Raw genomic sequence first — 24,181 nt, 5'->3', positions numbered from 1 at the left:
CGGGCACGGGAAAACCGCAAAGCCTACCAGCGTCCGCGCGCCCCTGCCGGCCGGGACGGAAGCACGTCATGCCGTTCCTTCATGAAGGCGGTTCACGGCGACGGTTCGGGCGGCGGCGGGCTCACCCCGCGCACCCGCTCGCGGTGCATCAGGTACAGGCCGCTGGCGACGATGATCGCCGCGCCCAGCCAGGTGGCCCGGTCGGGCAGGACCTGCCACAACAGCCAGTCCCAGGCCAGCACCCAGACCAGGCCGGTGTACTCCAGCGGCGCCACCATCGATGCCTCGCCGTACTGGAAGGCCCGGGTCAGCGCCACCTGGCCCAGTGCCCCGGCCAGGCCCATGCCGGCGATCAGCCAGCCGTCGCGCGCCTGCAGCGGCGCCCAGTGCGGCCAGGCCAGCACGCCGGCACCCACCGCCATGATCGCCAGGAACCCCACCACCATCGACTGCGGCGTGTCGGTGCGCGCCAGCAGGCTCACCAGCACCGAGGCCACCGCGTAGGACAGCGCCGCCAGCAGCACCATCAGCCCCGGCAGGAACGCGAAGCCCTGCGCCCCCGGGCGCAGCACCACGATCACCCCGGCCAGCCCCATGAGGATGGCGATCCAGCGGCGCGGGCCGATGTGCTCGCCCAGCAACGGCACCGACAGCGCCGCCACCAGCAGCGGCGAGACGAAGTAGATCGTGTAGGCGGTGGACAGCGGCAGCCGGCGCAGGGCGAACACGAAGCAGGCGATCATCGCCACGCCCAGCGCGCCGCGCAGCAGGTGCAGTGCCCAGCGCCGCGGCACGATCGAGCGCACGCCGGCGCCGGCCACCACCCAGGCCAGCACGAACGGCAGCGAGGCCGCGCCGCGCAACGCGGTGACCTGCATCACCGGATAGCGCGCCGCCAGCAGCTTCATCGCCGTGTCCATCAGCGAGAACGCGGCGACCGCGCCCAGCATCCAGGCGGCGGCGCGGGCGGGATGGCGTACGGGAGTCATGCGCCATTATCGCCGCACGGCGACCGCGCCCGGCAGGCCCGATAGACTGTGCGCTTCCGCAACAGGCCGCACACGGGAGTAGCCATGCCTTCCTTCGACGTCGTCTCCGAAGTGGACAAGCACGAATTGACCAACGCGGTGGACCAGGCCAACCGCGAACTGGCCACCCGCTTCGACTTCAAGGGCGTGGATGCCAGGTTTTCACTGGAGGACGACAAGCTGATCACCCAGTCCGCGCCCAGCGACTTCCAGCTCAAGCAGATGGGCGACATCCTGCGCCAGCGCCTGGCCGCGCGCGGCATCGATTTCCGCTGCCTGGAATTCGGCGAGGTGGAGACCAACCTGGCCGGTGCGCGCCAGAAGATCACCGTGCGGCAGGGCATCGAGCAGAAGGTGGCCAAGCAGATCGCCGCCAGGATCAAGGAGGCCAAGCTCAAGGTCGATACCCAGATCAACGGCGACAAGCTGCGGGTGACCGGCAAGAAGCGCGACGACCTGCAGGACGCCATCGCCCTGCTGCGCAAGGCCGAGTTCGAGGTGCCGCTGCAGTTCGACAACTTCCGCGACTGAGCCGCGGCAATGCCCGCCCCCCCGCCACGCCACATCGGCATCGTCGGCTGCTCGGCCGAGGGCGCCGCGCTCTGCTACCGGACCATCTGCGCGGAAGGGGCATCGCTGCTGGGCCCGCACGCCCATCCCGAGGTGTCCCTGCATACCGCCTCCCTGGCCGCTTACGTGGAGTGCCTGGAGCGCGGCGACCTGGACGGCGTCGCGGCGCTCATGCTGGCCTCGGCACGCAAGCTCGCCGCGGCCGGTGCCGATTTCCTGGTCTGCCCGGACAACACCATCCACCAGGCCTTCGACCGCGTCGCGGCCGCCTCCCCGCTTCCCTGGCTGCACATCGCGCGGGTCGTCGCCGTGCAGGCACGGGCCCGGGGCTTGCGCCGCCTCGGCATCCTGGGAACCCGCTGGCTGGTGGCCAGCGACGTCTATCCCCAGGCCCTGCGCGCCCTCGGGCTGGAGCATGTCCGCCCGACCGAGGCCGAGCGCGACGAGATCGGCCGGCTGATCATGGACGAGCTGGTCAACGGGATAGTCGAGCCGGCCACCGTCGCCCGTTTCCAGGCGGTGATCCGCCAGTTCAGGCAGCGCGGCTGCGATGCCGTCATCCTCGGGTGCACGGAGATCCCGCTGATCATCCACGACGGCAACTCCGATCTTCCCACCCTGGATTCCACGCGCCTGCTCGCCCGCGCGGCCCTGCACAGGGCGGTCGAACCGCACCGTGCCGCGTGACCATCGCCCTGCGGCGCCTTCTTTTCCCCGGTCGATTCCCATCATGGATACCCTGCCTCCCCTTCCCGACGCCGGCCTCGACGAGGCGTCGGTACTCGACGCCACCCGCCGCTGGATCGAGCGCGCGGTGATCGGCCTGAACCTGTGCCCGTTCGCCAAGGCGGTGTACGTCAAGCAACAGGTGCGGCTGGTGCTCAGCGACGCCACCACGCCCGAGGCGCTGCTCGAGCAGCTGGCCGAGGAACTGGTGCTGCTGCGCGATACCCCGGCCGAACGGATCGACACCACCCTGATCGTGCACCCGCGCGTGCTCGGCGACTTCCTCGAGTACAACGACTTCCTCGACAACGCCGATGCCGCGGTGGAGGCGCTGGACCTGCAGGGCATCCTGCAGGTGGCCAGCTTCCACCCGCACTACCAGTTCGCCGGCAACGCGCCCGAGGACATCGCCAACTACACCAACCGCGCGCCGTTCCCGACCCTGCACCTGCTGCGCGAGGACAGCGTCGAGCGCGCGGTGGCCGCCTTCCCCGATCCCGACGTGATCGTGGAACGCAACATCGCCACGCTGGAGGCGCTGGGCCTGGACGGCTGGAACCGGTTGATGTCGCCCGAAGGCGCGTCGCGCGACCACTGAGCCATGACGCTCGTACCCGCCATCGCGCCATGGGACCCGCAGCCGCTGCGGGAGCGGGTGATCCTGGTCACCGGCGGCGCCCAGGGCATCGGCCGCGGCATCGCCCAGGCGGTGCTCGGTGCCGGCGGCCGCGTGCTGATCGGCGACCTGGACGTGGCGGCCGGACGCGCCTGCCTGCAGGAATGGCAACGGCCGGACCAGGCAGCATTCCGCCGGCTGGACGTCGCCAGCGAACGCAGCGTCGCCGCCTTCGCCCGGACCGCGCTGGAGACGTTCGGCCGCATCGACGGGCTGGTCAACAACGCCGGCATCGCCGATCCGCATGTCGCGCCATTGCCGCGGCTGGAATGGAGCGAATGGAACCGGCGGCTGTCCTCGCTGCACGGCGCCTTCCTGTGCAGCAAGCACGCGCTGCCGGCGCTGGAGCGCAGTCCCGGCGGCGGCGCCGTCGTCAACATCGCCTCCACCCGCGCCTGGCAGTCCGAGCCGCACAGCGAGGCCTACGCCGCGGCCAAGGGCGGGCTGGTGGCCTTCACCCATGCGCTGGCGCTGAGCGCGGGGCCGGCGGTGCGGGCCAACAGCATCAGCCCCGGCTGGATCGCCACCGAGGCGTGGCAGTCGCCGGCGCGGCGACGCAGGCCCAGGCTGTCGCGTGCCGACCACGCCCAGCATCCGGTCGGCCGCGTCGGCACGCCGGAGGACATCGCCACGCTGGCGGTGTACCTGCTGGCGCCGGCGCTGTCCGGGTTCGTCACCGGCCAGGACTTCGTCGTCGATGGCGGCATGACGAAGAAGATGCAGTACGTCTGAGCAGGCGAGGTCGTTGCGATCGCCCGCAGGGGCGCCGCAATCCGAGGCCATGCGCGGTGCGTGGTCGAAACGCTTGATCGAATCGCCTCGATCGCCGGCCTTCCCAGCCACATCGACACGGGCCCGCACCTGGATGCCGCATCCGGCCGTGCGCCGGCCGGAGCCATCGCCCGGCGCGGATCAATGCATGCGCCCGGGCGTGGCGCGCCCGAACCGTGCGCCGCGGCCTCAGCCGGCGCGCAGCCGCGCCTCCAACAGCTGCCGCGCCTCGTCGAGCGAGGCGAGGACGCGATGGCCGAGCGCGCGGGTAGCCGCGTCCGGTGCCAGCAGGTCCGGCACCTGGATCACGGTCATGCCGGCGGCCAATGCGGCACGCACGCCGGTGGGCGAATCCTCCAGCACCAGGCAGGCGCCCGGCGCCACCTGCAGGCGGCTCGCCGCCAGCAGGTAGACGTCCGGCGCCGGCTTGGGCCGGACCACGTCGCTGGCGGTGCACACCGCGTCGAAGTAGGGCAGCAGCCCGGCCATGCGCAGCTTGTGCAGCGCGCGCCCGCGCAGCGAGGAGGTCGCCACCGCGCGCGGGATGCCGTGGGCGGCGAGCAGTTCGAGCAGCGCGCCGATGCCGGGCCGGCGCGGGATGCCGCTGTCCTCCAGAATGGCGTCGTAGAGCGCGTAGCTGCGTGCCAGCAGCGCCTCGGCGGCGGCGTCGCCGACGCGCGTGCCGAGCATCCGCCGGCAGGTGGCGTCGTCGCGGCCGACCATCTCCAGCCAGCATCCCGGGGCGATCGCCAGGCCGAGTTCGGCGGCCGCGCGTGCCAGGCACTCGCGGATGATGCGCTCGCTGTCGAGCATCAATCCGTCCATGTCGAACACCACCGCCCCGGGCACGGACGCGAGCGGCGCAGCCGCGGCGGCGGCGCTCACGGCGAGAACAGCCGCAGGCGGTCGTCCTCGCCGAGCACGCGCCACTGGCCGGCGGCCAGGTCGTCCAGCGCCAGTCCGCCGATGCGGCTGCGGTGCAGCGCCTGCACGTGGTTGCCGACCGCGGCGAACATGCGCCGCACCTGGTGGTAGCGGCCCTCGTGCAGGACCAGCCGCGCCCGGCGCGAATCCAGCGGCGCCATCTGCGCCGGCAGCAGCGGCGTCTGCTCGCCCTCCAGCAGCAGCGTGCCGCTGGCGAAGATGGCCGCCTCGTCGCCGCGCAGGTCCCCGGCCAGGCCGGCCTCGTAGACCTTGGGCAGCTTCGACTTGGGCGCGATGATCCGGTGCAGCAGCGCGCCGTCGTCGGTCAGCAGCAGCAGGCCGCTGGTGTCGCGGTCCAGGCGCCCGACCGTGGACAGGACCGGCGAGCGCAGGCGGAAGCGCGCAGGCAGCAGGTCGTAGACCAGGCGGCCGGCATCCTTGGTCGAGCAGGTGTAGCCGACCGGCTTGTGCAGCATCAGCAGCAGGCCCGGCGGCGGATCCAGCGGTTGCCCGTCCAGGCGGATGCGGGCCGGGTCGCCCACCTCGTCGTCGCCGTAGAGCACCTCGCCGTCCACGTCGGTGACCGCGCCCTCGCGCAGCAGCGCCTGCACCTGCTTGCGGCTGCCGTAGCCGAGGTTGGCCAGGTAGCGCAGCAGCTTCATCGCCGGCCCCCTGCGCGGGTGGCGACCAGGGCCTTGTAGCCGTCGCGCTCGGCCAGCACCTTCACCTCGGCGAAACCGGCGGCCAGCGCCTGCTCGTAGGGCAGGTGGCGATTGGCCACCAGCCACAGCCGCCCGCCCGGGCGCAGTGCGGCCGCGGCCGCGGCGATGAACGCCTGGCCGATCTGCGGCCGGCCGTCGCGGGCGGCGCCATGGAACGGCGGGTTGCTGACGATGAAGTCGTAGTCGCGCGCCGGCAGGCCGGCGGTGACGTCGGCCCAGTGCAAGCCCAGCGCGCGCGTGCCGGCCCACGGCGCGAGGTTGCGCTCGGCCAGCGCCAGCGCGCGGCGCTCGGCCTCGTACAGGTCCAGCGCGGTGATCGCCGCGCAGCGTTCCAGCAGCTGCGCGGCGAGGAAGCCCCAGCCGCAGCCCAGGTCCGCGCCGCGTCCGGCGAGCGTGTCCGGCAGCTGCTCGGCCAGCAGACGCGAGGCCGGATCGACGCGGTCCCAGGCGAACACGCCGGGCCGGCTGAGGAAGCGTCCGTCCAGGATCGGCCGCGGCGCGTCCAGCGCGCGCCAGGCCTCGACCAGGGCCGGGTCCGCGGGCGCGGCCAGCGGCGCGGTCCAGTACACCCGGCAGTGGGACTTGGTCAGGGTACCGGCCAGCGGCGCCAGCCGCGCCAGGTCGGCCTCGCCGGAACGCGCGCCCTCCGCATTCGCCTGGCAGGCCACCACCACGCCGCCGGGCGTGGCCAGCGCCACGGCCCGGGCCAGCAGCGCGCGGGCCTCCTCGCGCTGGCGCGGCGGCAATACCAGCACCAGCGGATGGCCCGCGCCGTCCGGGCGCGGCGATGCGTCCCCGGCGATGGGCGCCAGTCCCTCGCGGCGCAGCGCCTCGGCCGCCGGGTACCAGTCCTGCTCGCACAGCACCGGCCCGCGCGCCTGCTCGCGCAGCGGCCAGCCGGCGCGCGCGCGCAGGAACAGCGCGGTCCCGTCGGGCCAGCGCAGCGCGCCGGTGGCGAAGGGCAGCAACAGGGTCTGGAGCGGGGCATCCTGGACGGCGGGCATGACGGACGATGGCGGCGACGGCGCACAATTCTAGGGCCTGCGGGGCCGGCGGCCACGTCCGTGCCGGTCGCCGCCGGTCTTGGCCGGGCCGACAACGACCGCGCCCGCCAAGCGTTGCGCGGGCCCGGCGGCCTGGAGCACCCGTCTCGGCGGGATACGGCGCCCGAGTGCGCTGGGCCGTTCGCGGCGGGAACGAAAGCATCCGGCCACGGCTCGGGCGCGTTCCGGCCTGTCGTCTCGCCGCTCAGTCGCCCGCCGCCGGCACCACCCGCCACACCGCGTTGCCGACGTCGTCGGCCACCAGCAACGCGCCGTCGCGCGCCTCGGCGACGCCGGCCGGACGCCCGCGGGCATTGCCCTTGCCGTCCAGGAAGCCGTCGAGCACGGTCCGCGCCGGCCCGGACGGGCGCCCATCGCGGAACGGCACGAACACCACCCGGTAACCGGCCGGCGGGCGCCGGTTCCAGGAACCGTGCTCGCCGACGAACGCCCCGCCGCGGTAGCCGGCCAGGCGCTGGCCGCGGTAGAACGCCAGCCCGAGCGGCGCCACGTGGGCCCCCAGCCCGTAGTCGGGCACGATCGCGCGCGCCACCACGTCCGGCCGCGGCGGCTGCACCCGTGCATCCACGTGGCGGCCCCAGTAGCTGTAGGGCCAACCGTAGAAGCCGCCTTCGCGCACCGAGGTGAGGTAGTCCGGCACCAGGTCGCTGCCGAGCTCGTCGCGTTCGTTGACCACCGCCCACAGCTGGCCGCTGTCGGGCTGCCAGTCCAGCCCGACCGGATTGCGCAGGCCGTCGGCCCAGGTGCGGATCGCGCCGCTGCCGGCATCGATGGCCAGGATCGCCGCGCGCCCCAGCTCGGCCTGCATGCCGTTCTCGGCGACGTTGCTGTTGGAACCCACGCCCACGTACAGGGTGCGGCCGTCGGGGCTGGCCAGCAGGCTCTTGGTCCAGTGGTGGTTGATGCCGCCGGGCAGGTTGGCCACGAAGCTCGGCTTGGCGTTGATCCGGGTCTGCCCGGCCTCGTAGGGAAAGCTGACCAGCGCGTCGGCGTTGGCCACGTACAGGCGGTCGCCGACCAGGGCCATGCCGAACGGCGAATACAGGCCGGTGAGGAACTGGCTGCGCAGTTCGGCCACGCCGTCGCCGTCGGCATCGCGCAGCAGGGTGATGCGGTCCGCGCTGGGCGTGCGCGCGCCGGCCTTGCGCATCACCGCCGCGGCGACGCGGGCCTTCAGGCCGTCCTCCTCGCCGGCGCTGGCCGGCGCATTGCTCTCGGCCACCAGCACGTCGCCGTTGGGCAGCACGTACAGCCAGCGTGGATGGTCCAGGCCGCGGGCGAAGGCAGCCACCGCCAGGCCGGCGGCCGCGCGCGGGCCGTCGTCGCCTTGCCAGGGCCGCGCCGGCGCGACGTCGACGGTGGGAATCAGCCGGTGGACCGGCGGCGGCAGCACCGGGTCCGGGCCGGAGCCCTGCTCGATGCTGTAGCGGGCGGTGTCGCCGCAGGCGGCGAGCAACAGCAGGAGGACGGACAGCAGTGGCCAGCGCGGAAAACAGGACATCGGGGCGATCTCGGGGAGGGACCTGCCGCCATCATGCCTTCCACGCAGCGGCGCCGGCACGGCGGCACGCCCGGCTGCGACCCCGGTCACGGCCTCGACGGCAGCACCCGGACCTCCTCGATCGCATCCAGCCACACGTGGTGCTGGATCGCCGGCTCGTCCAGGTCGTCCAGGCGCAGCAGGCCGTTGCTGCCCTCGTGCTCGTCGGCATCGCGGAACATCTGCAGGGTCGGCTGCACCGGCACCACCCCGAGCACGCGGCTGCCGTCGGTCTGCACCACCTCCACCCGTGCGCCTTCGCGCAGCAGCGGCAGCAACGCCTCCATGGCCTCGATGCGGGCCTGCTCGGTCTGGACGCGGGGAGCGTACTGGGTCATCGCGGTTCTCCGGTTGCGGGGGCCGGCAACGCTAGCCCGCCCTGCGTGAAGGATGCGCGCGGATTCAGCCGGGCACGGCCGCATCGACGACGCCGCGGATCGCGGCCACCAGCTGGGCGATGCTGTACGGCTTGGCCACGTAGCCCTGGAAGCCGGAGGACAGCGCACGCTGGCGGTCCTCCTGGCGCGCCAGCGCGGTCACCGCCAGCGCCGGCAGCGCACCCGCGTCCAGGCCCAGTTCCTCGCGCACGGTCCGGACCAGGCCGTAACCGTCCATGCCCGGCATGCCGATATCGGTGGCGAGCAGGTCGAAGGGGGCCTGGTCGTCGTCGCCGAGCAGCGCCAGGGCCTCGGTGGCCGAGCTGGCAGCCACCACCCGCGCGCCCTGCTCCTCGAGCATGCGGCACAGGTAGTCGCGCACTTCGGCCTGGTCGTCCACCACCAGCAGCCGCAGCCCCTGCAGCGGCTGGCCGTCCTCCATCGGGGCCTCGGCCAGCGGCGCGTCCGCGACCGGCGCCGGCACGCCGGCGTGCGCGGGCAGGTGCACCACGAACGTCGCGCCCTGCCCGGTGCCGGCGCTGTGCGCGCCGACCTTGCCGCCGTGCATCTCCACCAGCTGCTGGACGATGGCCAGGCCCAGGCCGAGGCCGCCGTGGCGGCGCGTGCTGGAGGCATCGGCCTGGCGGAAGCGGCTGAACAGGTGCGGCAGGAATTCGGCGCTGATGCCGTCGCCGTCGTCGCGCACGGAAATGCGGTAGCCGGACGGCTCGTCGTCGACGACGACCTCCACGTGGCCGCCGGACGGGGTGAACTTGAGGGCATTGGACAGCAGGTTGCCGAACACCTGCTGCAGGCGCACCGCATCGCCGAGCACCGGGCGCACGCCGCCGTCGCCGCGCAGGCTCAGCTGCTGCCCGCCCTCCTCGGCGATCGCGGCCTGGGCGGCGACCACCTCGCGCAACTGCGCCGACAGGTCGAGCGTGACCAGCTCCAGGCTGACCTTGCCCAGCAGCATGCCCGACAGGTCGAGCATGTCCGAGATCAGGCGCCGCTGCGCGCGGGCACTGGCGGCGATCGCGCCCAGCCCCTTGCGGCTGGGATCGTCGGCGGCCACGCGCTGCAGCAGCAGGTCGCTCCAGCCGAGGATGGTGGTGAGCGGGGTGCGCAGCTCGTGCGACAGGTTGGCCAGGAACTCGTCCTTGAGCCGGGCCATGCCCTCGGCCACGTTGCGCGCGGTACGCTCGGACTCGAGCAGCTGCTCGCGCGCCATCTCGATCTCGCGGCGCTCGGTCACGTCCAGGCCGCAGCCGGCCAGGCCGATGAAGCGGCCCTCGACCGAGTGGCGCGGCGAACCGTCCATCTCCAGCCAGCGCCACTGCCCGTCCCGGCGCCGGCCGCGCACCAGCGCGTGCATCGGCCGGTGGTCGCGCAATGCGCCGTCCAGTTCGAAGCGGAACGTGGCCAGGTCGTCCGGATGCACCAGTTCGGTCCACGCCACGTCCTCGCGGCGACGCCCGAAGAACGCGACGAAGGCGACATTGACGAAGCGCAGCGCGCCGGTCTCGTCGATCACCCACACCGGCATCGGCAGGGCGTCGGCCAGCGCGCCGAAGCGGCTCTCGCTCTCGGCCAGCGCGCGCTCCATGCGCTTGCGCTCGGTGATGTCCACGAAGGTCACCGCGATGCGGTGCTCGTCGTCCTCGCCCAGCCGGCACAGGTGCACCTGGTGCCACAGCCCGCCCAGGCGGGAGGGCAGTTCGCCCTGGATCGGCTCGGGGCTGGCATCGGCCTCGGCCAGCACCGCCAGCCAGGGCGCGGCCTGCTCGCCGAGCAGCTCGCCCAGCCGCTGCCCGACCACGTCGCCGAGCCGGGTCTGGCGGGCGAAGGCCGGATTGGCATCGACGATGCGCGCGTCGGTGGGCCGGCCCGCGGCATCCAGGCACAGTTCCAGCACGCATATGCCCAGCCCGGTGCGCGCGAACAGCTGCGCGTGGTCCAGCGGGGACCGCGGATCTGCACGTGGCGCCGAAACGGAAGAAGACGCGTTCAAGAGGGCAGTACCGGTAGGGGGAGGACCTGGCGTGCCGCCTGCGTTGGCCGAAGGCCGTCCTGGGTCGCCGCAAGCAGGGTATCTTCGGGAGCCGTGTCCGGCGCGTCAAACCGGCAGCCGCCGGGCCGTCGCCGCCTCGCCGCCTCGCCGCTGAACGGGCGGCGCGGCGGACCGCATCCGCCGCTTGCCCGCACGCGCGCAGGCGCCACACTGCCACCCATCCATCGATGGAATCCCAGGAGGTGCGCTCATGAACATCGTCTCCCGCGGGCGCTGGCCGGCGATCCTGTGCGGCCTGTTGCTGGCCGGCAGCGTCGTCGCCGCGCCGCGTACGGTCACCGACCCGGCCGCGCCCCGTGCCCTGCCCGCCGAAGGCCCGGTCCAGGTGAGCTGGACCGACCCGGCCCAGTTCAGCGAGATCGCCCAGAGCCGCAACCGCTGGCAGGCCGAGCGCGGCGACTGGGTGCAGGACCTGGCCAAGTACCTGCGCAAGCAGGCCACGGCCCGGTTGCCGGCCGGCGAGACCCTGGCCGTGACCATCACCGACATCAAGCGCGCCGGCGACTACGAGCCATGGCGCGGCCCGCGCATGGACGACGTGCGCATCATCCGCGACATCTACCCGCCGAAGATCCGCCTGCGCTACACCGTCAGCGGCGCCGATGGCCAGGTGATCGACCAGGGCGAGCCGACGCTGACCGACCTGGGCTTCATGTACGGCAACGTCGGCACGATCGGCGATTCCGATCCGCTGCGCTACGAGAAGGCGCTGATCGACGGCTGGCTGCGCAAGGAGTTCCCGAAGCAGGGGACCCGGCGCTGAATCCGCACCACGCCGGCGCCGGCCGGGCACCGGCGTCCGGCCGCACTTTCAGCCGAGGTACTGGCGCGGCACCCGCTTGAGCCCGCACAGCAGGCGGTAGGCGCTGGTCTGGCAGCGCGCGGCCAGGGCGTCGGCGCGCGGCGCCTCGCCCCACAGCTGCACCGGCGTGCCGATGCCGGCCTGCGGATGCCCGTCCAGGTCGACGGTGAGCATGTCCATGGACACGCGCCCGATCACCCGCCCCGGGCGGCCGTCGATCAGCACCGGAGTGCCGTTGGGCGCGAACTGCGGGTAGCCGTCGGCATAGCCGATGGCGACCACGCCCACGCGGGTGGGTTGCGGGGCGACGAAGCGCGCGCCGTAGCCCAGCGGCTCGCCCGCCTCCAGCACGCGGGTGGCGAAGATGCGCGACTGCAGCGTCATCACCGGACGCAGCGTGCCCGGCAGCGGCGTGCCTTCCGGGAACGGATTGGCGCCGTAGAGCATCAGGCCGGGCCGCACCCAGTCGCTGCGCACCTGCGGCCAGCCGAGCAGCGCCGGCGAATTGCACAGGCTGGTCTGCCCGGCCAGCCCGGCGGTGGCCGCGGCGAACACCTGCGCCTGCTCGGCGGTGCGCGGGCTTTCCAGCTCGTCGGCGCGCGCCAGGTGGCTCATCATCACCAGCGGCGCCAGCTGCGGCAGCGCCGACAGGCGCGCATGGGCGGTCCGGAATTCGGCCGGCGACAGCCCCAGCCGGTGCATGCCGCTGTCCAGCTTGAGCCACACGTGCAGCGGCTGGGTGGCGCGGGCAGCGAACTGCGCCACCGCCTCCACCTGCCACGGCGCGCCGACCGCGGTCCACAGGTCGTGGGCCTGGATCAGCTCCAGTTCGCCGGCCTCGAAGAAGCCCTCCAGCAGCACGATCGGCGCGCGGATGCCGGCCTGGCGCAGTTCCAGCGCCTCCTCGATGCAGGCCACGGCGAACCCGTCGGCCTCGCCCTCCAGCGCCTGGGCGCAGCGCACCGCGCCGTGGCCGTAGGCATCGGCCTTGACCACGGCCAGGGCCTTGCCGCCGCCCAGCTCGCGCGCCAGGCGATAGTTGTGACGCAGTGCGTCCAGGTCGATCAGCGCGCGTGCGGGGCGCATTCCAGTGACTCCTGCGCGGCGATGGCGCGATGGGTGTAGCGGGAAATGTCCAGGCCTTCGCTGCTGATGCGCGGCCGGGTGCCGGCCACCAGGTCGGCCAGGTAGTGGGCCGAGCCGCAGGCCATGGTCCAGCCCAGCGTACCGTGGCCGGTGTTGGTGTAGAGGTTGGCGTAGGCAGTGGCGCCCACCACCGGCGTACCGTCCGGGGTGGCCGGGCGCAGGCCGCACCAGAACTCGGCACGCGCCAGCTCGCCGCCGCGCGGGTACAGGTCGGCGACCACGCGCTCCAGGGTCTCGCGCCGTGCCGGCGGCAGGGACAGGTCGAAGCCGGCCACCTCGGCCATGCCGCCCACGCGGATGCGCGTGTCGAAGCGGGTGATGGCGACCTTGTAGCTCTCGTCCAGGATCGTGGACACCGGCGCCATGCGCTCGTCGGTGATCGGGACGGTCAGCGAATAGCCCTTGAGCGGGTACACCGGCAGGCGCAGGCCCAGCGGCGCCACCAGCGCCGGCGAGTAGCTGCCCAGCGCCAGCACGTAGCGGTCCGCGGTCTCGACGCGGCCATCGATGCGCACGCCGGTGATCCGGCGGCCGTCGTGCTCCAGCGCCTGGATGTGCTGGCCGAAGCGGAATTCCACGCCCGCCTGCGCGGCCATCGCCGCCAGGCGCTGGGTGAACAGGCGGCAGTCGCCGGTCTGGTCCAGCGGCGTGCGCAGCGCGCCGACCATGCGCACCGGCGCATCGGCCAGGGCGGGCTCCAGCCGGGCGATGCCGGCCGCGTCGAGCAGCTCGTAGGGAACGCCGTACTGCTCGAGCACGGCGATGTCCTTGGCGGCCGCGTCCAGCTGCTGCTGGTTGCGGAACAGCTGCAGGGTGCCCAGCGCGCGGCCCTCGTACTGGATGCCGGTCTGTTCGCACAGCTCGTGCAGGCACTGGCGGCTGTACTCGGTCATGCGCACCATGCGCGCCTTGTTGACGGCGTAGTGCCCGGCCGTGCAATTGCGCAGCATCTGCCACAGCCAGCGGTACTGCAGCGGATCCAGGCCCGGCTTGATCGCCAGCGGCGCATGGCGCTGGAACAACCACTTGATGGCCTTCAGCGGCATGCCCGGTGCCGCCCACGGCACCGCATAGCCGAAGGACAGCTGGCCGGCGTTGCCGTAGCTGGTCTCCAGCGCCGCGCCGGGCTGCCGGTCCACCACCACCACCTCGAAGCCGGCCTTGGCCAGGTACCACGCACTGGTGGTGCCGACCACGCCGCTGCCCAGGACCATCACGCGCATGTTCGTTATCCTCGCGGGAAGTTTCCCTGGCTTGGCACGAAGACAGGCCAGGATCGGCGCAGTATAAGAAGCAACATCCGGGTTTTTCCCCTGAATTTCACATCGATTCCAGGGAAAACATCCGCCCATCGCCCACCCGGCATCGCCACCATGAACCAACGCCCGCGCAAGCTGGACAAGATCGACCGCCGCATCCTGCGCATCCTGCAGGAGGAAGGCCGCATTTCCTTCACCGAACTGGGCGAGCGCGTCGGCCTGTCCACCACGCCCTGCACCGAGCGCGTGCGCCGGCTGGAGCGCGAGGGCGTGATCACCGGCTACCACGCGCGGCTGGACCCGCAACAGCTCGGCGCCAGCCTGCTGGTGTTCGTGGAGATCTCGCTGGCCTACAAGTCCGGCGACATCTTCGAGGAATTCCGCCGCGCCGCGCTGCACCTGCCCAACGTGCTCGAATGCCACCTGGTCTCGGGCGACTTCGACTACCTGCTCAAGGCGCGCATCAGCGAGATGGCCTCCTATCGCAAGCTGCTCGGCAGCACCCTGCTGGCCCTGCCGCACGTGCGCGAATCCAAGAGCTACATCGTCATGGAAGAGGCCAAGGAGACCCTGGCCCTGCCGATCGCCGACTGAGCCGGCGCGCGGGTCACGGCAGGCGGTAGTGCAGCGTGTAGCGATGCGTGCCGCCGTCGACGGCGATGTCCAGCGTGCCGGCGATGCCCTGCAGGGCCCCGGTGCCGCTGTCCGGCACGATCTGCACCTGCAGGCTGGCCGCGCCGCGGTCCATCACGCCGCGGTGGACGAGCAGGAAGCCGCCCCGGCGCCCGTCCAGCGTGCCGTCGACGTGTTCCATCGCCACATAGGCGGCCGAGCCCGGCACGCCGCCCGCGCCGGTCAGCATCGTGCCCGTGCCCTGCGCCTGCAGCCCGCCTGAATACCGCTTGTCGATGTGCATCCGGCCGATGCCCGCGCCCGCCTGGCCGGGGTCCGGTTGCAGCGCCACCGTGAAGGTCCCGCTCGCCTCGTGCATGTTCGCCTCGTGGATGTCGGAAGAGACCGGCAGCGCCCGTGCCGTCGGCGCCGGAACGACGCCGGCCACGACCAGGCCGGCGACGACTACCGCCCACGCGTGGCGCGCAGGATGCCGGACGCCGCCGTTGACGGCGATGCAGTCCCGGGGCGTCATGGCTTGGCGGGCGGCACCGTGCCCTGGATGCGCTGGCCGTCGCCGCTGGGCACGGTGTCGTAGTAGCGGCCGGTACGCGTGTCCTGCACGCGCCCCGCCCCGGCCTGGCGCATCGCCGGCAGGCGCCGGCCCTGCCGGTCGTAGACGGTGACGTAGGGCGGCGTCGCCTTCCCGGTGGCGCCGGTGTCGTTGCCGCGGCCCGCGTCCTCCACCGGCGAGCGTGCCGGGGGCACCTGGCGCGGGGCCGTCTGCGGCGCGGTCACGGTGGTGGTCGAACGGGTCTGCAGCGGCGAAGCCGGCGCCGGCGTGAGCTCCTGGCCGGCCGGCGACTTCGCCGCCGCGATCCCGCAGGACGCCAGCAGGGCGAGCACCAGCAGGTGCCGCCTCCGGATCGATCGCATGCGCTGCCTCCCGCGGCCGGTGCCGCCGTGTCTCGAATCCCGATCATGCCGTCGATGCCTTGCCGTGGCCAGCTTGCGGCACCATGTCTTCATCCCGTGCACAGGAACGCCGCCATGCCCAGCTTCGATCTCGCCCCGCCCACGCCCGCCCAGTATCGGTCCCTGGTCGCCGGCCTGGACGAGGAGGAAAAACGCGTCCTCCTCCACCACGGCACCGAAGCGCCGTTCTGCGGCATGTTCCTGGACAACAAGCGCGAGGGGATCTACTGCTGCCGCCTGTGCGGCCTGCCGCTGTTCCGCTCCAGCGCCAAGTTCGATTCCGGCACCGGCTGGCCCAGCTTCTTCGCCCCGGTGGACGAGGCCTACATCCGCCGCATCACCGATACCAGCCACGGCATGGTGCGCACCGAGATCGTCTGCGCCCGCTGCGGCAGCCACCTCGGCCACGTATTCCCGGACGGGCCGCCGCCCACCTTCGAGCGCCACTGCCTCAATTCGGTCTGCCTGCAGTTCGTCGCCGCGGGCCAGCCCCTGCCCGACCCGCTGCACCGCGGCGGTGCCGAGGCCGGCGTGGCCGGCTGAGCCGGCGGTACCACCGGCTCGCCTACAATGGCCGGCCCTCTTTCCCTACAGGAACCGCCGTGTCCCGCAATTCCAAGGCCAAGCGCGACCAGCGCAAGAAGCTGCAGCCCCGCCGTCCGTTCGCCCGCCTGGGCCGCGAGGTCCCGGTGACCAACCATGCCGTGCTGCGCGACGGCGACGGCCAGGTGGTCGCGGCCATCGGCCTGCAGTCCCCGGGCGAATGGCTGCTGGCCATCGGCGGGCAGACCATGGGCTCGGCGGAGGACCCGGTGCCGATGCTGGCCATGCTCCAGCACCTGGCCAACGTGCAGAACCAGGACGGCAAGGCACTGACCCTGGAGTATTCGGACACCCTCACCCGGTTGCTGGCCGCGGCCGCCGAGGATGCCGGCCGCGGGGCCGAAGAGCACCTGGCCGCGCTGGTCGCCGAATTCGAGCAGGAGCAGGCGGCGGCGGACACGGACACGGACACGGACACGGACACGGACGACGATGCCGATGCCGATGCCGACGCGGACGCGACGGCCGGCGACGGCGAAGCAAGCGCGCCGGACGCGGGCGACGCCGCGCACGACCCGGCGGCGCCCGACCGGGGCTGAACCCGTGGCGGTGTATCTGGACGACACGGTGCATCCCTGGCGCGGCGAGCGCTGGGGTCACCTGCTCGCCGATACCCTGGAGGAACTGCACGCGATGGCCGAATGCCTGGGGATTCCGCGCCGGGCATTCCAGAACAAGCGCAGCGGCGCGCACTACGACGTGCCCGCGCGCCTGCGCGACAAGGCCGTCGCCCTGGGCACCGTCCCGGTCTCGCGCCATACCGACCGCGAGCGGCTGCGGGCCCTGATCGCCAACGCACGCCGACAGGCCCGCGACGGCCATCCCTGAATCCGCGGCTGCGCGCGGACTTGCGTTCTTGACGCCTGCTGGACCGCGCCGGTGGGATCCTGCACGCATCGGCCGGGACCCTGTCCGGCCGCATTGTCGGAGGAGTCCCCCATGCATCTTCCCTTCCTTGTCGCCCGGCGCGGCCTGCGCGCCGCATTCGTCGCGCTCGCGCTGCTGGCCTGCACCGCCGCGGGCGCCGCGCCGCCGGCCACCACCGCTGCCGCACCGCAGCGGATCGGCATCATCGGCGCCGGGCACATCGGCAGCACCCTGGCGGCCCATTGGGTCGCGGCCGGCCACGAGGTGATGCTCTCGTCCCGCCATCCCGAGCAGTTGCGGGCCCTGGCCGCGCAACTGGGGCCGCGCGCGCATGTCGGCACGCCGGCCGAGGCCGCCGCCTTCGGGCCGGTGGTCCTGGTCTCGGTGCCGTACGGCGCCCTGCCCGGGATCGGCCAGTCGCTGGCGCCGCAGCTGGCCGGCAAGGTGGTCCTGGACACCGGCAACCCCTATCCGGGGCGCGACGGCGCCGTGGCCGAGCAGGCGCTGCGCGAAGGCACCGGCATCGCCTCGCAGCGCTTTCTGCCCGGCACCCACCTGGTCCGCGCGTTCAACACGCTCGCTGCCGGCGACCTGCGCGCCCAGGCCCATCGCACCGATCCGGTCGCGATCCCGATCGCCGGCGACGACGCCCATGCCCTGGCGGTCGCCTCCGCGCTGGTGCGCGACGCCGGCTTCGCCCCGGTGGTGGCCGGGGGCCTGGCCCAGGCATCGCGTTTCGACCCGGGCACGCCGGTGTTCCTGCAGGTGATGGACGCCGCGCAGATGCGCCGCGCCCTGGACCAGGCACGATGACGCGGAGGATTCGCCCATGGCTTCCCGTATTTCCCGCCGCCGCGTGCTCGGCTGGGGCGCCGGCCTGATGGCCGCCGGCATCGTCCCGGCGGCCGCGGCCGCCGTGCCCGCGCCGCAGGCCCTGCACTTCGCCGACGACGGCACCATCCCCAACAGCCGCCTGCCGCTGCTGCTCTACCGGCACGCCTTCGCGTCCGGCGGCAGCGCCGGGGCGGACTGGCTGCAGGCGCGCTTCGCCGAGAACGGCTGGACCAACAGCTGGCGCTGGACGGTGTACCCGTTCCACCACTACCACAGCAACACGCACGAGGTACTCGGCGTGTTCGCCGGCACCGCCACCCTGCAGCTCGGCGGCGAGGCCGGGCGCGCGGTGGACGTGGCGGCCGGCGACGTGATCGTCATCCCGGCCGGCGTGGGCCACAAGCGCCTGCGCTCGAGCCCCGATTTCGAGGTCGTCGGCGCCTATCCCGACGGCCGCAGCCCCGACCTGATGCGCGGCGAGCCCGGCGAACGCCCGGCCGCCGATGCGCGCATCGCCGCGGTGCCGGTGCCTGCCCGCGATCCGCTGCTCGGCGCCGACGACGGCCTGCGCCGCCTGTGGCGCTGAGCGGCGCTCAGAACGCGTCGCTGCCCGGTCGGATCTCCACGTCCAGCAGCGTGCACAGCGCCGCCATGGCCTCGTCGTCGCGCGACAGCGCGATCCAGCCGGCCAGGATGTCCTCGCCGGTGTTCCAGTTCCACAGCGTGTAGCCGTGTTCGCGCAGGCGGTCGTAGGCGATCGCCATCAGCGCGGGGACGTCCTCGACGGCGAGGAACTCCTCGTCGTCGACGTCCCCGCCCCAGTCGATGCGCAGGTTCCAGCGTGCGGCCAGCTCGTCGATCGCCTGCACGAACGTCGCGGTGTCCTGCGCCTCCACGTGGAAGCCGGCGCGCCAGTCGATGGCCTCGTCCAGCGCCCGCAGCCAGCCATCGTCGCCGGTATCCAGGGACAGGCCCTGGGCCTCCATGGCCTCGCGCCAGGCATCGAACTGGGCCAGGGCACCGGCCTCGTCGCCCGGGTTGACCAGCAGCAGCAGGTTCCACACCAGCGCCGAACGGTCCTCCGGATCAAAATCGGGCAGGTCGTCGTCCAGATCGTAGTCGGCACTGTTGTCGGGCATGGGCGTCCTCGGCTGCCAGGTCGTGCCATTGTCGCCAGTCGGGCAGGCATCGCCAAGGCGCCGTTGCTATGCTTGCCGCCCTGAAGGACGCCCCTCCCGGCGCCACGCCCGCGACAGGCCCCATGAGCGATACCCCGCCCGACCACCTGGCGATCGACCCGCGCAGCCCGTTCCACGATGCCGACGCCCTGTCGCGCGGGGTGGGCGTGCGCTTCAACGGCATCGAGCGCGACAACGTCGAGGAATACAGCGCCAGCGAGGGCTGGATCCGGGTGCAGGTGGGCCGCGCCCGCGACCGCCGCGGCAACCCGATGACGATGCGGATCACCGGCAAGGTCGAGCCGTACTACCTGGACAGCGCCGGACCGGCCGATTCCGGACCGGCCGATTGACGTGCCGCGCCGGGCGCGCACGCTCCGGCGCCAGGCGCTCGCCGCCCTGGTGGTCGCCGGCGGACTCGCGCTCGCCTTCGCACTGCTGCGCTATGCCCACCTGGACAACCGCGTGCTGCGCTGGACCCATGGCCTGGCCCCGGGCAACGAGTGGAACCGGTCGCGCTGGCGCGGCGCCAGCCTGTGGCTGCCGGGCTACGAGTACGACATCTACGCCCGCCAGGTGGACGTGGACGACAACCTCTCCGGCCTGGACTACGACGAGGAGAACGGCCGCCTGCTGGCGGTGGTCAACCGCCCGGCGCAATTGCTCGTCCTCGACGAACGCGGGCGCGTAAGGCAGCGCCACCGCCTGCGCGGCGCCTCCGACGTGGAAGCGGTCGCCTGGCTCGGCCACGACCGGGTGGCGCTGCTGCAGGAAGGCCGGCGCTCGATCCTGGTCGTCGAGCTGCCCCGTGCCGACGGCCAGGACATCCACGTCCAGGACGCACGCACCATCCCGCTGGTGCTCGACGCCGGCGGCAACGACGGCCCGGAAGGCCTGGCCTACGATGCTGCCGGCGACGTGCTGTACATCGCCAAGGAACGCGATCCCACCGCGCTGTACACGCTGCACGGCGTCCTCGGCAAGGGCGCCCTGCGCCAGGAGGACCGCAGCGACTGGTTGGCCTCGCTGGGGTTCGCCACCGACATCTCCAGCCTGGACTTCGACCCGCGCAGCCGCCACCTGCTGCTGCTCAGCGACGAATCGCAGCTGATGGCGGAACTGGACAGTGACGGCCGGCCGGTCAGCTGGCGGCCGCTGGCCACGTCCGGCCTGCACCTGCCGGTGCCGCAGGCCGAAGGCATCGCCGTCGACCCGCGCGGCACCGTGTACGTGGTCAGCGAGCCGAACCTGTTCTACCGCCTGCGCCCGGCGACGGCCGTGTCGGGTGGCCGTCACGCCGCCCCTTGAGGCCGGCCCCGCAGGTCAGCTGCGGCGACGCGCCTCGATCAGGTCCAGGTTGCGGATCAGGCGCCGCGATACCTCGTCGGAAATGCGGCGCTGGCGCGCCAGCCGGAACAGCTCGTCGCGTTCGGCCTGCAGACCCGCACGCCGGTATTGCGCGATCGCCTCTTCGAGCAGTCGTGCCTGTTCCGGGTCGGTCTCGGTACGTTCCACCCGGTCCAGGTGGCGCTGGTAGAGCTGGCTGACGCGGCTCGCCGCCTCGTTGTAGATCTCCACCTGCACGCCGCGCTCGACCAGCTGCTGGCGCAGCTTCTCCACCGCGGTCAGCGCCGCCTTGGACGATTCGCGTTCGGCCACGTCCTCCTCGGCACGGTGCTCGGGCTCGTCGGGCAGCTTCAGGTCGCGCAGCAGCCGCGGCAGGACCAGGCTGGCGATCAGCAACGACACCAGGATCACCGCCGCCGCCAGGAAGATGGTCAGGTCGCGCGCCGGGAACGGCGAACCGCCGGGCACCACCAGCGGCAGCGTCAGCACGCCGGCCAGGGTGATCGCGCCGCGCACGCCGGCCAGCGAGGTGGCCACCAGGATCCGCCACGATGGGCTGATGGCCTGCTCGCCGCGGTAGCGGGCCTTGAGCAGGTTCCAGCGCAGCGACAGCCACACCCACAGGAACCGCAGCGCCGCCAGGCCGGCGTTGATCGCCACCACGTAGACCAGCAGCCACCAGGGCGACAGGTGCCCGGTCTGCTCCATGCTGTGGATGGCGCGTTCGACGATGCCCGGCAGCTGCTCGCCCAGCAGCACGAACATGATGCCGTTGAAGGTGAACTGCACGGTGTCCCACACCGCCGAGCGCTGCACGCGGGTGCTGCCGGCGGCACGGCCGCTCAGCTCGACATAGCTCATCGTGATGCCGGCCGAGACCGCGGCGAGGATGCCGGAGGCACCGAACGCCTCCGCCAGCAGGTAGGCCGCGAACGGGGTCAGCAGGTTGACCAGGATCGCCGCGCCCGGCTCCTCGCCGAACCGGCGCCAGATGGTGCGCTGGACCAGGCTCACCCCCACCGTCGTGCCCACCCCGAGCCCCAGCCCGACCAGCGCCACCCACAGGAACGTCAGCGAGGCCGAGGCCAGCGAGAAGGTGCCGGTGAGCACCGCGGCCACCGCGAACTGGAAGCACACCAGGCCGGATGCGTCGTTGAGCAGCGACTCGCCCTCCAGGATGTGCATCAGCCGCTTCGGGATCGGCACGCGCGAGGCGATGGCGGACACCGCCACCGGATCGGTCGGCGAGACCACCGCCGCCAGCGCGAAGGCCACCGCCAGCGGCATGGCCGGGATCATCCAGTGGATCAGGAAGCCCGCGCCGAGCACGGTGAAGATCACCAGGCCGAAGGCCAGCTCCAGGATCGCGCCCTTGTCGCGGAACAGGCCCTGCTTGGGGATGCGCCAGCCATCCAGGAACAGCAGCGGCGGCAGGAACAGCAGGAAGAACAGCTCCGGATCCAGGTCGTAGCCCTTGTTGAACACGCCGGCGATCACCGCGCCCAGGCCGATCTGCACCAGCGGCAGCGGCAGGGAGAACGGCACGATGCGCACCAGATAGCCGCTGACCGCCACGGCCAGCAACATCGCCAGAACTACGTCGATCGAATGCATGCCTCGTCCATTTCAAGCATGGCCCGGCCAGCCGCCTTGCGCGGCCCGCAGGACAACGGGAAGAGGCAAAAGAAGACCCGATGGACGCCGACTTGTCCAGTCCCGCGTTCCGCCAGGACCCGTGCATCGGCGCGATGGCACCCCGCGCAGCCCCTCAGTCCCGCCGCATCCGCTGCAGCCAGGCGCGGAAATCGCTGCGCATGGCGGGCGTCAGCGCGTGGCCGGCGTCGTAGGCTCGCAGCTCGTGCGCGATGCCGAAATGGGCCAGGCGCGCGGCGGAACGCTCGGCCAGCGCGAACGGCAGCTTGTCGTCGCGCCGACCGTGCATCACCAGCGCCACGGTTGTGTGGCTGCCGACGTCGGCCGGAACCTGCGGTTCGATCTCCGGCAGGATGCGCCCGGACAGGATCGCGAACCCGGCCACGCTCGCCGGCGCGGTCAACCCGACGCTGGCGCTCATGATGCCGCCCTGGCTGAAGCCGGCGATCACCGTCCTGGCCGGCGCGATGCCCAGTCGCGCCTGTTGCGCTGCGACGAAGTCGATCAGCAGGCGGCGGCTGGCCTCGGCCTGCGCTGGATCGATCACCGGACCGTCCGGGCCGAACCGCACCTGGAAGAACCCGTAGGCACCGGGGGCGAAGGTCAGCGGCCCGCGCGGCAGAATCACGTGCTGGTCCGGCGCCTGCTCCAGCGCCAACTCGCCCAGGCTGCGCTCGTCGGCCCCCACGCCATGCAGCAACAGCAGCAGGCCGCGCGGCGTGCCCTGGGCCGGGCGTTCGACGAATGTGAGGCGCGCGCTGCTCATGCCGCCTCCTCCATGCGCGGGGCGCCGTCGAAACGGTAGATGTCCATGGCGAGGAACCCCATGTCCACGCCGGCGTCGATGCGGCGTGCACCGAGGCTCTCGCCACCGGCGGCCCCCATCGCAAAGTACAGCGGCAGCAGGTGCTCGTCGGTGGGATGGGCGTGCTCGGCGAAAGGCGCCTGGCGGCGATAGTCCACCAGCGCGGCGATGTCGTCCCCGGCCAGCCTGTGCTCGAACCATTCGATGAACGGGCGCACGTACGGCGCCTCGTTGGCGGGCGAATACCCGCCCCGCCAGTCGTGCAGGTTGTGGGTGATGCTGCCCGAACCGATCAGCAGCACGCCCTCGTCGCGCAACGGCGCCAGGGCGCGGCCGAGCGCGAGCTGGTGGGCCGGCCCCAGCTCGGGCTGGATCGAGAGCGGCACCACCGGGATGTCGGCCTGCGGATAGAGGAAGCGCAGTGGTACCCACACGCCGTGGTCCAGGCCGCGCTGCACGTCCAGGTAGGGCTGCAGGCCGGCGTCGTCCAGGCGGCGACGGACCTGCTCGGCCAGGGCCGGGGCGCCGGGGGCCGGGTACTGCAACGCGTACAGCGCCGGCGGAAAGCCGCCGAAGTCGTGCACGGTCTGCGGTCGCGCGGCTCCGCCCACCAGCGGGCGCCGGCCCAGGTAATGCGCCGAGGCGACCACGATTGCCCGCGGCCGGGGTATCGCCGCCGCCAGTTCGGCCAGGCGCGGACCGACCGCGCCGGGCTCCAGCGCGGTCATCGGCGAGCCGTGGGAAATGAACAGGGCAGGAAGACGGGACATGACGCGCTCCTCGAATTGGTGGATGCAAGCGCAGGACGGCATCGCATCGAGTGCCGCCTGCAGCCAGGACGTTGCCGCCTACTTCGCGGCCGGCCTCAGCGCGAAGGCGCCTTCGCCGAGCAGGGCCGAGACGATCAGCAACAGCGCCCATACCGCCGGATATTCCCAACCGCCGCCGGCATTGGCGAACCCGAAGCCGTTGGCTCCGTGCACGGCCGCGATGGTCCCCAGCAGCAACGGCACGCCGAGCAGGCCCAGCCACCGCGACCAGAGGCCCAGCACCAGCACCACGCCCAGGCCGAGTTCGGTCGCCATGACGAGATAGGCCAGTCCTCCTGGCAGGCCCAGTGACTGGAAGTACGCCACCGTCCCGGCGGGAGTGAACACCAGCAGCTTGGTCAGGAAGTGAAGCAGGAACAGCACGCCCAGCGTGATGCGCAGCAAGGCGGCGCCATAGGCGGAAAGACGGTAGGCAGCGACGTCGGTCATGGCGAGCTCCGTTGGAAGGGATCGGCATAGACTATTCCTCCGTTTTAAGGGATAAATATCTACACCATCCATTGTTTGTTTCATTACTGGAAATAAATGGACACTCTCGAAGCCATGCGCGTGTTCGTGACCGTGGTCGAGCGCAACGGGTTCAGCGCCGCTGCCGACGCACTGGACATGTCCACCGCCAGCGTCACCCGCCAGGTCGCGGCACTCGAAAAGCGCCTTGGCACGCGCCTGCTGAACCGCACGACGCGTCGCGTAGGCCTGAGCAGTGCGGGATCGGGGTATTACCAGCGTGCGGTGGAGCTGCTGGGGGAGCTGGCGGAGCTGGAGGCGGCGGTGGGGGCGCAGGCGCTGGCGCCGGCGGGG

Annotated in this window: 30 protein-coding genes; 14 read left to right on the top strand and 16 right to left on the bottom strand. The window is 72.6% G+C overall.

What is annotated here, in order from left to right:
- Positions 1-92: 92 nt before the first annotated feature.
- Positions 93-989, bottom strand: a complete 897-nt coding sequence (locus BN3794_RS03465; protein WP_066093451.1) for a DMT family transporter — start codon at positions 987-989, stop codon at positions 93-95.
- A gap of 84 nt (positions 990-1,073) precedes the next feature.
- On the opposite strand from BN3794_RS03465, the gene BN3794_RS03460 reads away from it, so the two are divergent.
- The 4 genes from BN3794_RS03460 to BN3794_RS03445 are packed head-to-tail and all read left to right on the top strand — an operon-like array spanning position 1,074 to position 3,732.
- Complete coding sequence (locus tag BN3794_RS03460) at positions 1,074-1,559, top strand: YajQ family cyclic di-GMP-binding protein (protein WP_066093448.1); 486 nt, start codon at positions 1,074-1,076, stop codon at positions 1,557-1,559.
- 9 nt (positions 1,560-1,568) lie between these two features.
- Positions 1,569-2,285, top strand: coding sequence for an aspartate/glutamate racemase family protein (locus BN3794_RS03455; RefSeq protein ID WP_066093445.1), 717 nt, complete (start codon positions 1,569-1,571; stop codon positions 2,283-2,285).
- A 43-nt stretch (positions 2,286-2,328) separates the two neighbouring features.
- The gene (locus BN3794_RS03450; protein WP_066093442.1) at positions 2,329-2,922 is read left to right on the top strand and encodes a DUF1415 domain-containing protein; all 594 of its coding nucleotides are present in this window, start codon (positions 2,329-2,331) and stop codon (positions 2,920-2,922) included.
- Positions 2,923-2,925: 3 nt separating this feature from the next.
- Entirely contained in the window at positions 2,926-3,732 is an 807-nt protein-coding gene (locus BN3794_RS03445) for an SDR family oxidoreductase (RefSeq protein WP_066093438.1), read from the top strand.
- Positions 3,733-3,960: 228 nt separating this feature from the next.
- On the opposite strand, the gene BN3794_RS03440 is transcribed toward BN3794_RS03445, so the two are convergent.
- From BN3794_RS03440 to BN3794_RS03415, 6 genes are all read right to left on the bottom strand, one after another.
- On the bottom strand, positions 3,961-4,656 hold the full coding sequence (locus BN3794_RS03440) for an HAD family hydrolase (RefSeq protein ID WP_268872070.1): 696 nt from the start codon (positions 4,654-4,656) through the stop codon (positions 3,961-3,963).
- Positions 4,653-5,357: a pseudouridine synthase gene (locus tag BN3794_RS03435; protein WP_066093436.1), complete on the bottom strand. Its 705-nt coding sequence runs from the start codon at positions 5,355-5,357 to the stop codon at positions 4,653-4,655. Before BN3794_RS03435 ends, BN3794_RS03440 begins: the two co-directional genes overlap by 4 nt.
- Positions 5,354-6,421, bottom strand: a complete 1,068-nt coding sequence (locus BN3794_RS03430; RefSeq protein WP_066093433.1) for a class I SAM-dependent methyltransferase — start codon at positions 6,419-6,421, stop codon at positions 5,354-5,356. The genes BN3794_RS03435 and BN3794_RS03430 overlap by 4 nt, the downstream gene beginning before the upstream one ends.
- Before the next feature lie 244 nt (positions 6,422-6,665).
- Positions 6,666-7,982: a PQQ-dependent sugar dehydrogenase gene (locus BN3794_RS03425; RefSeq protein ID WP_066093430.1), complete on the bottom strand. Its 1,317-nt coding sequence runs from the start codon at positions 7,980-7,982 to the stop codon at positions 6,666-6,668.
- Positions 7,983-8,068: 86 nt separating this feature from the next.
- Positions 8,069-8,359: a DUF3247 family protein gene (locus BN3794_RS03420; protein WP_066093427.1), complete on the bottom strand. Its 291-nt coding sequence runs from the start codon at positions 8,357-8,359 to the stop codon at positions 8,069-8,071.
- Between the two features lie 64 nt (positions 8,360-8,423).
- The gene (locus tag BN3794_RS03415) at positions 8,424-10,409 is read right to left on the bottom strand and encodes an ATP-binding protein (RefSeq protein WP_066093424.1); all 1,986 of its coding nucleotides are present in this window, start codon (positions 10,407-10,409) and stop codon (positions 8,424-8,426) included.
- A gap of 250 nt (positions 10,410-10,659) precedes the next feature.
- Here BN3794_RS03415 and BN3794_RS03410 point away from each other — a divergent pair, with 250 nt between their 5' ends.
- On the top strand, positions 10,660-11,232 hold the full coding sequence (locus BN3794_RS03410; RefSeq protein WP_066093421.1) for a DUF3016 domain-containing protein: 573 nt from the start codon (positions 10,660-10,662) through the stop codon (positions 11,230-11,232).
- Between the two features lie 48 nt (positions 11,233-11,280).
- Here BN3794_RS03410 and alr read toward each other — a convergent pair whose 3' ends face one another.
- The gene (gene alr / locus BN3794_RS03405) at positions 11,281-12,357 is read right to left on the bottom strand and encodes an alanine racemase (RefSeq protein WP_066093418.1); all 1,077 of its coding nucleotides are present in this window, start codon (positions 12,355-12,357) and stop codon (positions 11,281-11,283) included.
- The gene (locus BN3794_RS03400; RefSeq protein WP_066093415.1) at positions 12,336-13,640 is read right to left on the bottom strand and encodes a D-amino acid dehydrogenase; all 1,305 of its coding nucleotides are present in this window, start codon (positions 13,638-13,640) and stop codon (positions 12,336-12,338) included. The genes alr and BN3794_RS03400 overlap by 22 nt, the downstream gene beginning before the upstream one ends.
- Positions 13,641-13,790: 150 nt before the next feature.
- Between BN3794_RS03400 and BN3794_RS03395 the strand changes: the two genes are divergently transcribed.
- Positions 13,791-14,270 carry a winged helix-turn-helix transcriptional regulator gene (locus BN3794_RS03395; RefSeq protein WP_066093412.1) on the top strand — a complete coding sequence of 160 codons (480 nt, stop codon included), beginning with the start codon at positions 13,791-13,793 and terminating at the stop codon, positions 14,268-14,270.
- A gap of 13 nt (positions 14,271-14,283) precedes the next feature.
- Here the strand turns inward: BN3794_RS03395 and BN3794_RS03390 are convergent, their stop codons facing one another.
- Positions 14,284-14,667 (bottom strand): DUF3224 domain-containing protein, encoded by a 384-nt coding sequence (locus BN3794_RS03390; RefSeq protein WP_066096923.1) that lies wholly within the window; start codon positions 14,665-14,667, stop codon positions 14,284-14,286.
- 152 nt (positions 14,668-14,819) lie between these two features.
- Positions 14,820-15,224, bottom strand: coding sequence for a hypothetical protein (locus tag BN3794_RS03385; protein WP_066093409.1), 405 nt, complete (start codon positions 15,222-15,224; stop codon positions 14,820-14,822).
- A 114-nt stretch (positions 15,225-15,338) separates the two neighbouring features.
- Here BN3794_RS03385 and msrB point away from each other — a divergent pair, with 114 nt between their 5' ends.
- The 5 genes from msrB to BN3794_RS03360 all read left to right on the top strand — a co-directional run bounded on the left by msrB (position 15,339) and on the right by BN3794_RS03360 (position 18,153).
- A complete protein-coding gene (gene msrB, locus BN3794_RS03380; RefSeq protein ID WP_066093406.1) occupies positions 15,339-15,806 on the top strand; it encodes a peptide-methionine (R)-S-oxide reductase MsrB in 468 nt (155 codons plus the stop codon).
- A gap of 59 nt (positions 15,807-15,865) precedes the next feature.
- A complete protein-coding gene (locus BN3794_RS03375; RefSeq protein ID WP_066093402.1) occupies positions 15,866-16,405 on the top strand; it encodes a hypothetical protein in 540 nt (179 codons plus the stop codon).
- A 4-nt stretch (positions 16,406-16,409) separates the two neighbouring features.
- Positions 16,410-16,694, top strand: coding sequence for a DUF4031 domain-containing protein (locus tag BN3794_RS03370; protein WP_066093398.1), 285 nt, complete (start codon positions 16,410-16,412; stop codon positions 16,692-16,694).
- 111 nt (positions 16,695-16,805) lie between these two features.
- Positions 16,806-17,546, top strand: coding sequence for an NADPH-dependent F420 reductase (locus BN3794_RS03365; protein WP_066093394.1), 741 nt, complete (start codon positions 16,806-16,808; stop codon positions 17,544-17,546).
- A gap of 16 nt (positions 17,547-17,562) precedes the next feature.
- Positions 17,563-18,153 carry a cupin domain-containing protein gene (locus BN3794_RS03360; protein ID WP_066093390.1) on the top strand — a complete coding sequence of 197 codons (591 nt, stop codon included), beginning with the start codon at positions 17,563-17,565 and terminating at the stop codon, positions 18,151-18,153.
- Positions 18,154-18,160: 7 nt separating this feature from the next.
- Here the strand turns inward: BN3794_RS03360 and BN3794_RS03355 are convergent, their stop codons facing one another.
- On the bottom strand, positions 18,161-18,706 hold the full coding sequence (locus BN3794_RS03355; protein WP_066093387.1) for a DUF6630 family protein: 546 nt from the start codon (positions 18,704-18,706) through the stop codon (positions 18,161-18,163).
- A gap of 122 nt (positions 18,707-18,828) precedes the next feature.
- Here BN3794_RS03355 and BN3794_RS03350 point away from each other — a divergent pair, with 122 nt between their 5' ends.
- Both BN3794_RS03350 and BN3794_RS03345 read left to right on the top strand, forming a co-directional pair.
- A complete protein-coding gene (locus BN3794_RS03350) occupies positions 18,829-19,098 on the top strand; it encodes a DUF3297 family protein (RefSeq protein WP_066093384.1) in 270 nt (89 codons plus the stop codon).
- A 1-nt stretch (position 19,099) separates the two neighbouring features.
- A complete protein-coding gene (locus BN3794_RS03345) occupies positions 19,100-20,053 on the top strand; it encodes an SdiA-regulated domain-containing protein (protein WP_066093381.1) in 954 nt (317 codons plus the stop codon).
- A gap of 15 nt (positions 20,054-20,068) precedes the next feature.
- Here the strand turns inward: BN3794_RS03345 and BN3794_RS03340 are convergent, their stop codons facing one another.
- From BN3794_RS03340 to BN3794_RS03325, 4 genes are all read right to left on the bottom strand, one after another.
- Positions 20,069-21,706: a Na+/H+ antiporter gene (locus tag BN3794_RS03340; protein ID WP_066093379.1), complete on the bottom strand. Its 1,638-nt coding sequence runs from the start codon at positions 21,704-21,706 to the stop codon at positions 20,069-20,071.
- A gap of 154 nt (positions 21,707-21,860) precedes the next feature.
- Positions 21,861-22,511 (bottom strand): alpha/beta hydrolase, encoded by a 651-nt coding sequence (locus BN3794_RS03335; RefSeq protein WP_066093376.1) that lies wholly within the window; start codon positions 22,509-22,511, stop codon positions 21,861-21,863.
- A complete protein-coding gene (locus BN3794_RS03330) occupies positions 22,508-23,320 on the bottom strand; it encodes a dioxygenase family protein (protein ID WP_066093373.1) in 813 nt (270 codons plus the stop codon). Before BN3794_RS03330 ends, BN3794_RS03335 begins: the two co-directional genes overlap by 4 nt.
- A 78-nt stretch (positions 23,321-23,398) precedes the next feature.
- Positions 23,399-23,809, bottom strand: coding sequence for a DoxX family protein (locus BN3794_RS03325; protein WP_066093369.1), 411 nt, complete (start codon positions 23,807-23,809; stop codon positions 23,399-23,401).
- A gap of 96 nt (positions 23,810-23,905) precedes the next feature.
- Here BN3794_RS03325 and BN3794_RS03320 point away from each other — a divergent pair.
- Positions 23,906-24,181, top strand: a 276-nt coding sequence (locus tag BN3794_RS03320) for a helix-turn-helix domain-containing protein (protein ID WP_147675641.1), incomplete at its 3' end; no start/stop codon positions are given.

The organism is Xanthomonas massiliensis, assembly GCF_900018785.1.
Taxonomy (GTDB): Bacteria; Pseudomonadota; Gammaproteobacteria; order Xanthomonadales; family Xanthomonadaceae; genus Xanthomonas_B; species Xanthomonas_B massiliensis.
This window is presented reverse-complemented; position numbering and strand designations above follow the sequence as displayed.

What these genes read in the sequence shown, in the direction of transcription:
- BN3794_RS03465 (WP_066093451.1), bottom strand. Translation starts at nt 989, where the DNA reads ATGACTCCCGTACGCCATCCCGCCCGCGCCGCCGCCTGGATGCTGGGC.
- BN3794_RS03460 (WP_066093448.1), top strand. Translation starts at nt 1,074, where the DNA reads ATGCCTTCCTTCGACGTCGTCTCCGAAGTGGACAAGCACGAATTGACC.
- BN3794_RS03455 (WP_066093445.1), top strand. Translation starts at nt 1,569, where the DNA reads ATGCCCGCCCCCCCGCCACGCCACATCGGCATCGTCGGCTGCTCGGCC.
- BN3794_RS03450 (WP_066093442.1), top strand. Translation starts at nt 2,329, where the DNA reads ATGGATACCCTGCCTCCCCTTCCCGACGCCGGCCTCGACGAGGCGTCG.
- BN3794_RS03445 (WP_066093438.1), top strand. Translation starts at nt 2,926, where the DNA reads ATGACGCTCGTACCCGCCATCGCGCCATGGGACCCGCAGCCGCTGCGG.
- BN3794_RS03435 (WP_066093436.1), bottom strand. Translation starts at nt 5,357, where the DNA reads ATGAAGCTGCTGCGCTACCTGGCCAACCTCGGCTACGGCAGCCGCAAG.
- BN3794_RS03430 (WP_066093433.1), bottom strand. Translation starts at nt 6,421, where the DNA reads ATGCCCGCCGTCCAGGATGCCCCGCTCCAGACCCTGTTGCTGCCCTTC.
- BN3794_RS03425 (WP_066093430.1), bottom strand. Translation starts at nt 7,982, where the DNA reads ATGTCCTGTTTTCCGCGCTGGCCACTGCTGTCCGTCCTCCTGCTGTTG.
- BN3794_RS03420 (WP_066093427.1), bottom strand. Translation starts at nt 8,359, where the DNA reads ATGACCCAGTACGCTCCCCGCGTCCAGACCGAGCAGGCCCGCATCGAG.
- BN3794_RS03410 (WP_066093421.1), top strand. Translation starts at nt 10,660, where the DNA reads ATGAACATCGTCTCCCGCGGGCGCTGGCCGGCGATCCTGTGCGGCCTG.
- alr (WP_066093418.1), bottom strand. Translation starts at nt 12,357, where the DNA reads ATGCGCCCCGCACGCGCGCTGATCGACCTGGACGCACTGCGTCACAAC.
- BN3794_RS03400 (WP_066093415.1), bottom strand. Translation starts at nt 13,640, where the DNA reads ATGCGCGTGATGGTCCTGGGCAGCGGCGTGGTCGGCACCACCAGTGCG.
- BN3794_RS03395 (WP_066093412.1), top strand. Translation starts at nt 13,791, where the DNA reads ATGAACCAACGCCCGCGCAAGCTGGACAAGATCGACCGCCGCATCCTG.
- BN3794_RS03390 (WP_066096923.1), bottom strand. Translation starts at nt 14,667, where the DNA reads ATGCACGAGGCGAGCGGGACCTTCACGGTGGCGCTGCAACCGGACCCC.
- BN3794_RS03385 (WP_066093409.1), bottom strand. Translation starts at nt 15,224, where the DNA reads ATGCGATCGATCCGGAGGCGGCACCTGCTGGTGCTCGCCCTGCTGGCG.
- msrB (WP_066093406.1), top strand. Translation starts at nt 15,339, where the DNA reads ATGCCCAGCTTCGATCTCGCCCCGCCCACGCCCGCCCAGTATCGGTCC.
- BN3794_RS03365 (WP_066093394.1), top strand. Translation starts at nt 16,806, where the DNA reads ATGCATCTTCCCTTCCTTGTCGCCCGGCGCGGCCTGCGCGCCGCATTC.
- BN3794_RS03360 (WP_066093390.1), top strand. Translation starts at nt 17,563, where the DNA reads ATGGCTTCCCGTATTTCCCGCCGCCGCGTGCTCGGCTGGGGCGCCGGC.
- BN3794_RS03355 (WP_066093387.1), bottom strand. Translation starts at nt 18,706, where the DNA reads ATGCCCGACAACAGTGCCGACTACGATCTGGACGACGACCTGCCCGAT.
- BN3794_RS03350 (WP_066093384.1), top strand. Translation starts at nt 18,829, where the DNA reads ATGAGCGATACCCCGCCCGACCACCTGGCGATCGACCCGCGCAGCCCG.
- BN3794_RS03340 (WP_066093379.1), bottom strand. Translation starts at nt 21,706, where the DNA reads ATGCATTCGATCGACGTAGTTCTGGCGATGTTGCTGGCCGTGGCGGTC.
- BN3794_RS03335 (WP_066093376.1), bottom strand. Translation starts at nt 22,511, where the DNA reads ATGAGCAGCGCGCGCCTCACATTCGTCGAACGCCCGGCCCAGGGCACG.
- BN3794_RS03330 (WP_066093373.1), bottom strand. Translation starts at nt 23,320, where the DNA reads ATGTCCCGTCTTCCTGCCCTGTTCATTTCCCACGGCTCGCCGATGACC.
- BN3794_RS03325 (WP_066093369.1), bottom strand. Translation starts at nt 23,809, where the DNA reads ATGACCGACGTCGCTGCCTACCGTCTTTCCGCCTATGGCGCCGCCTTG.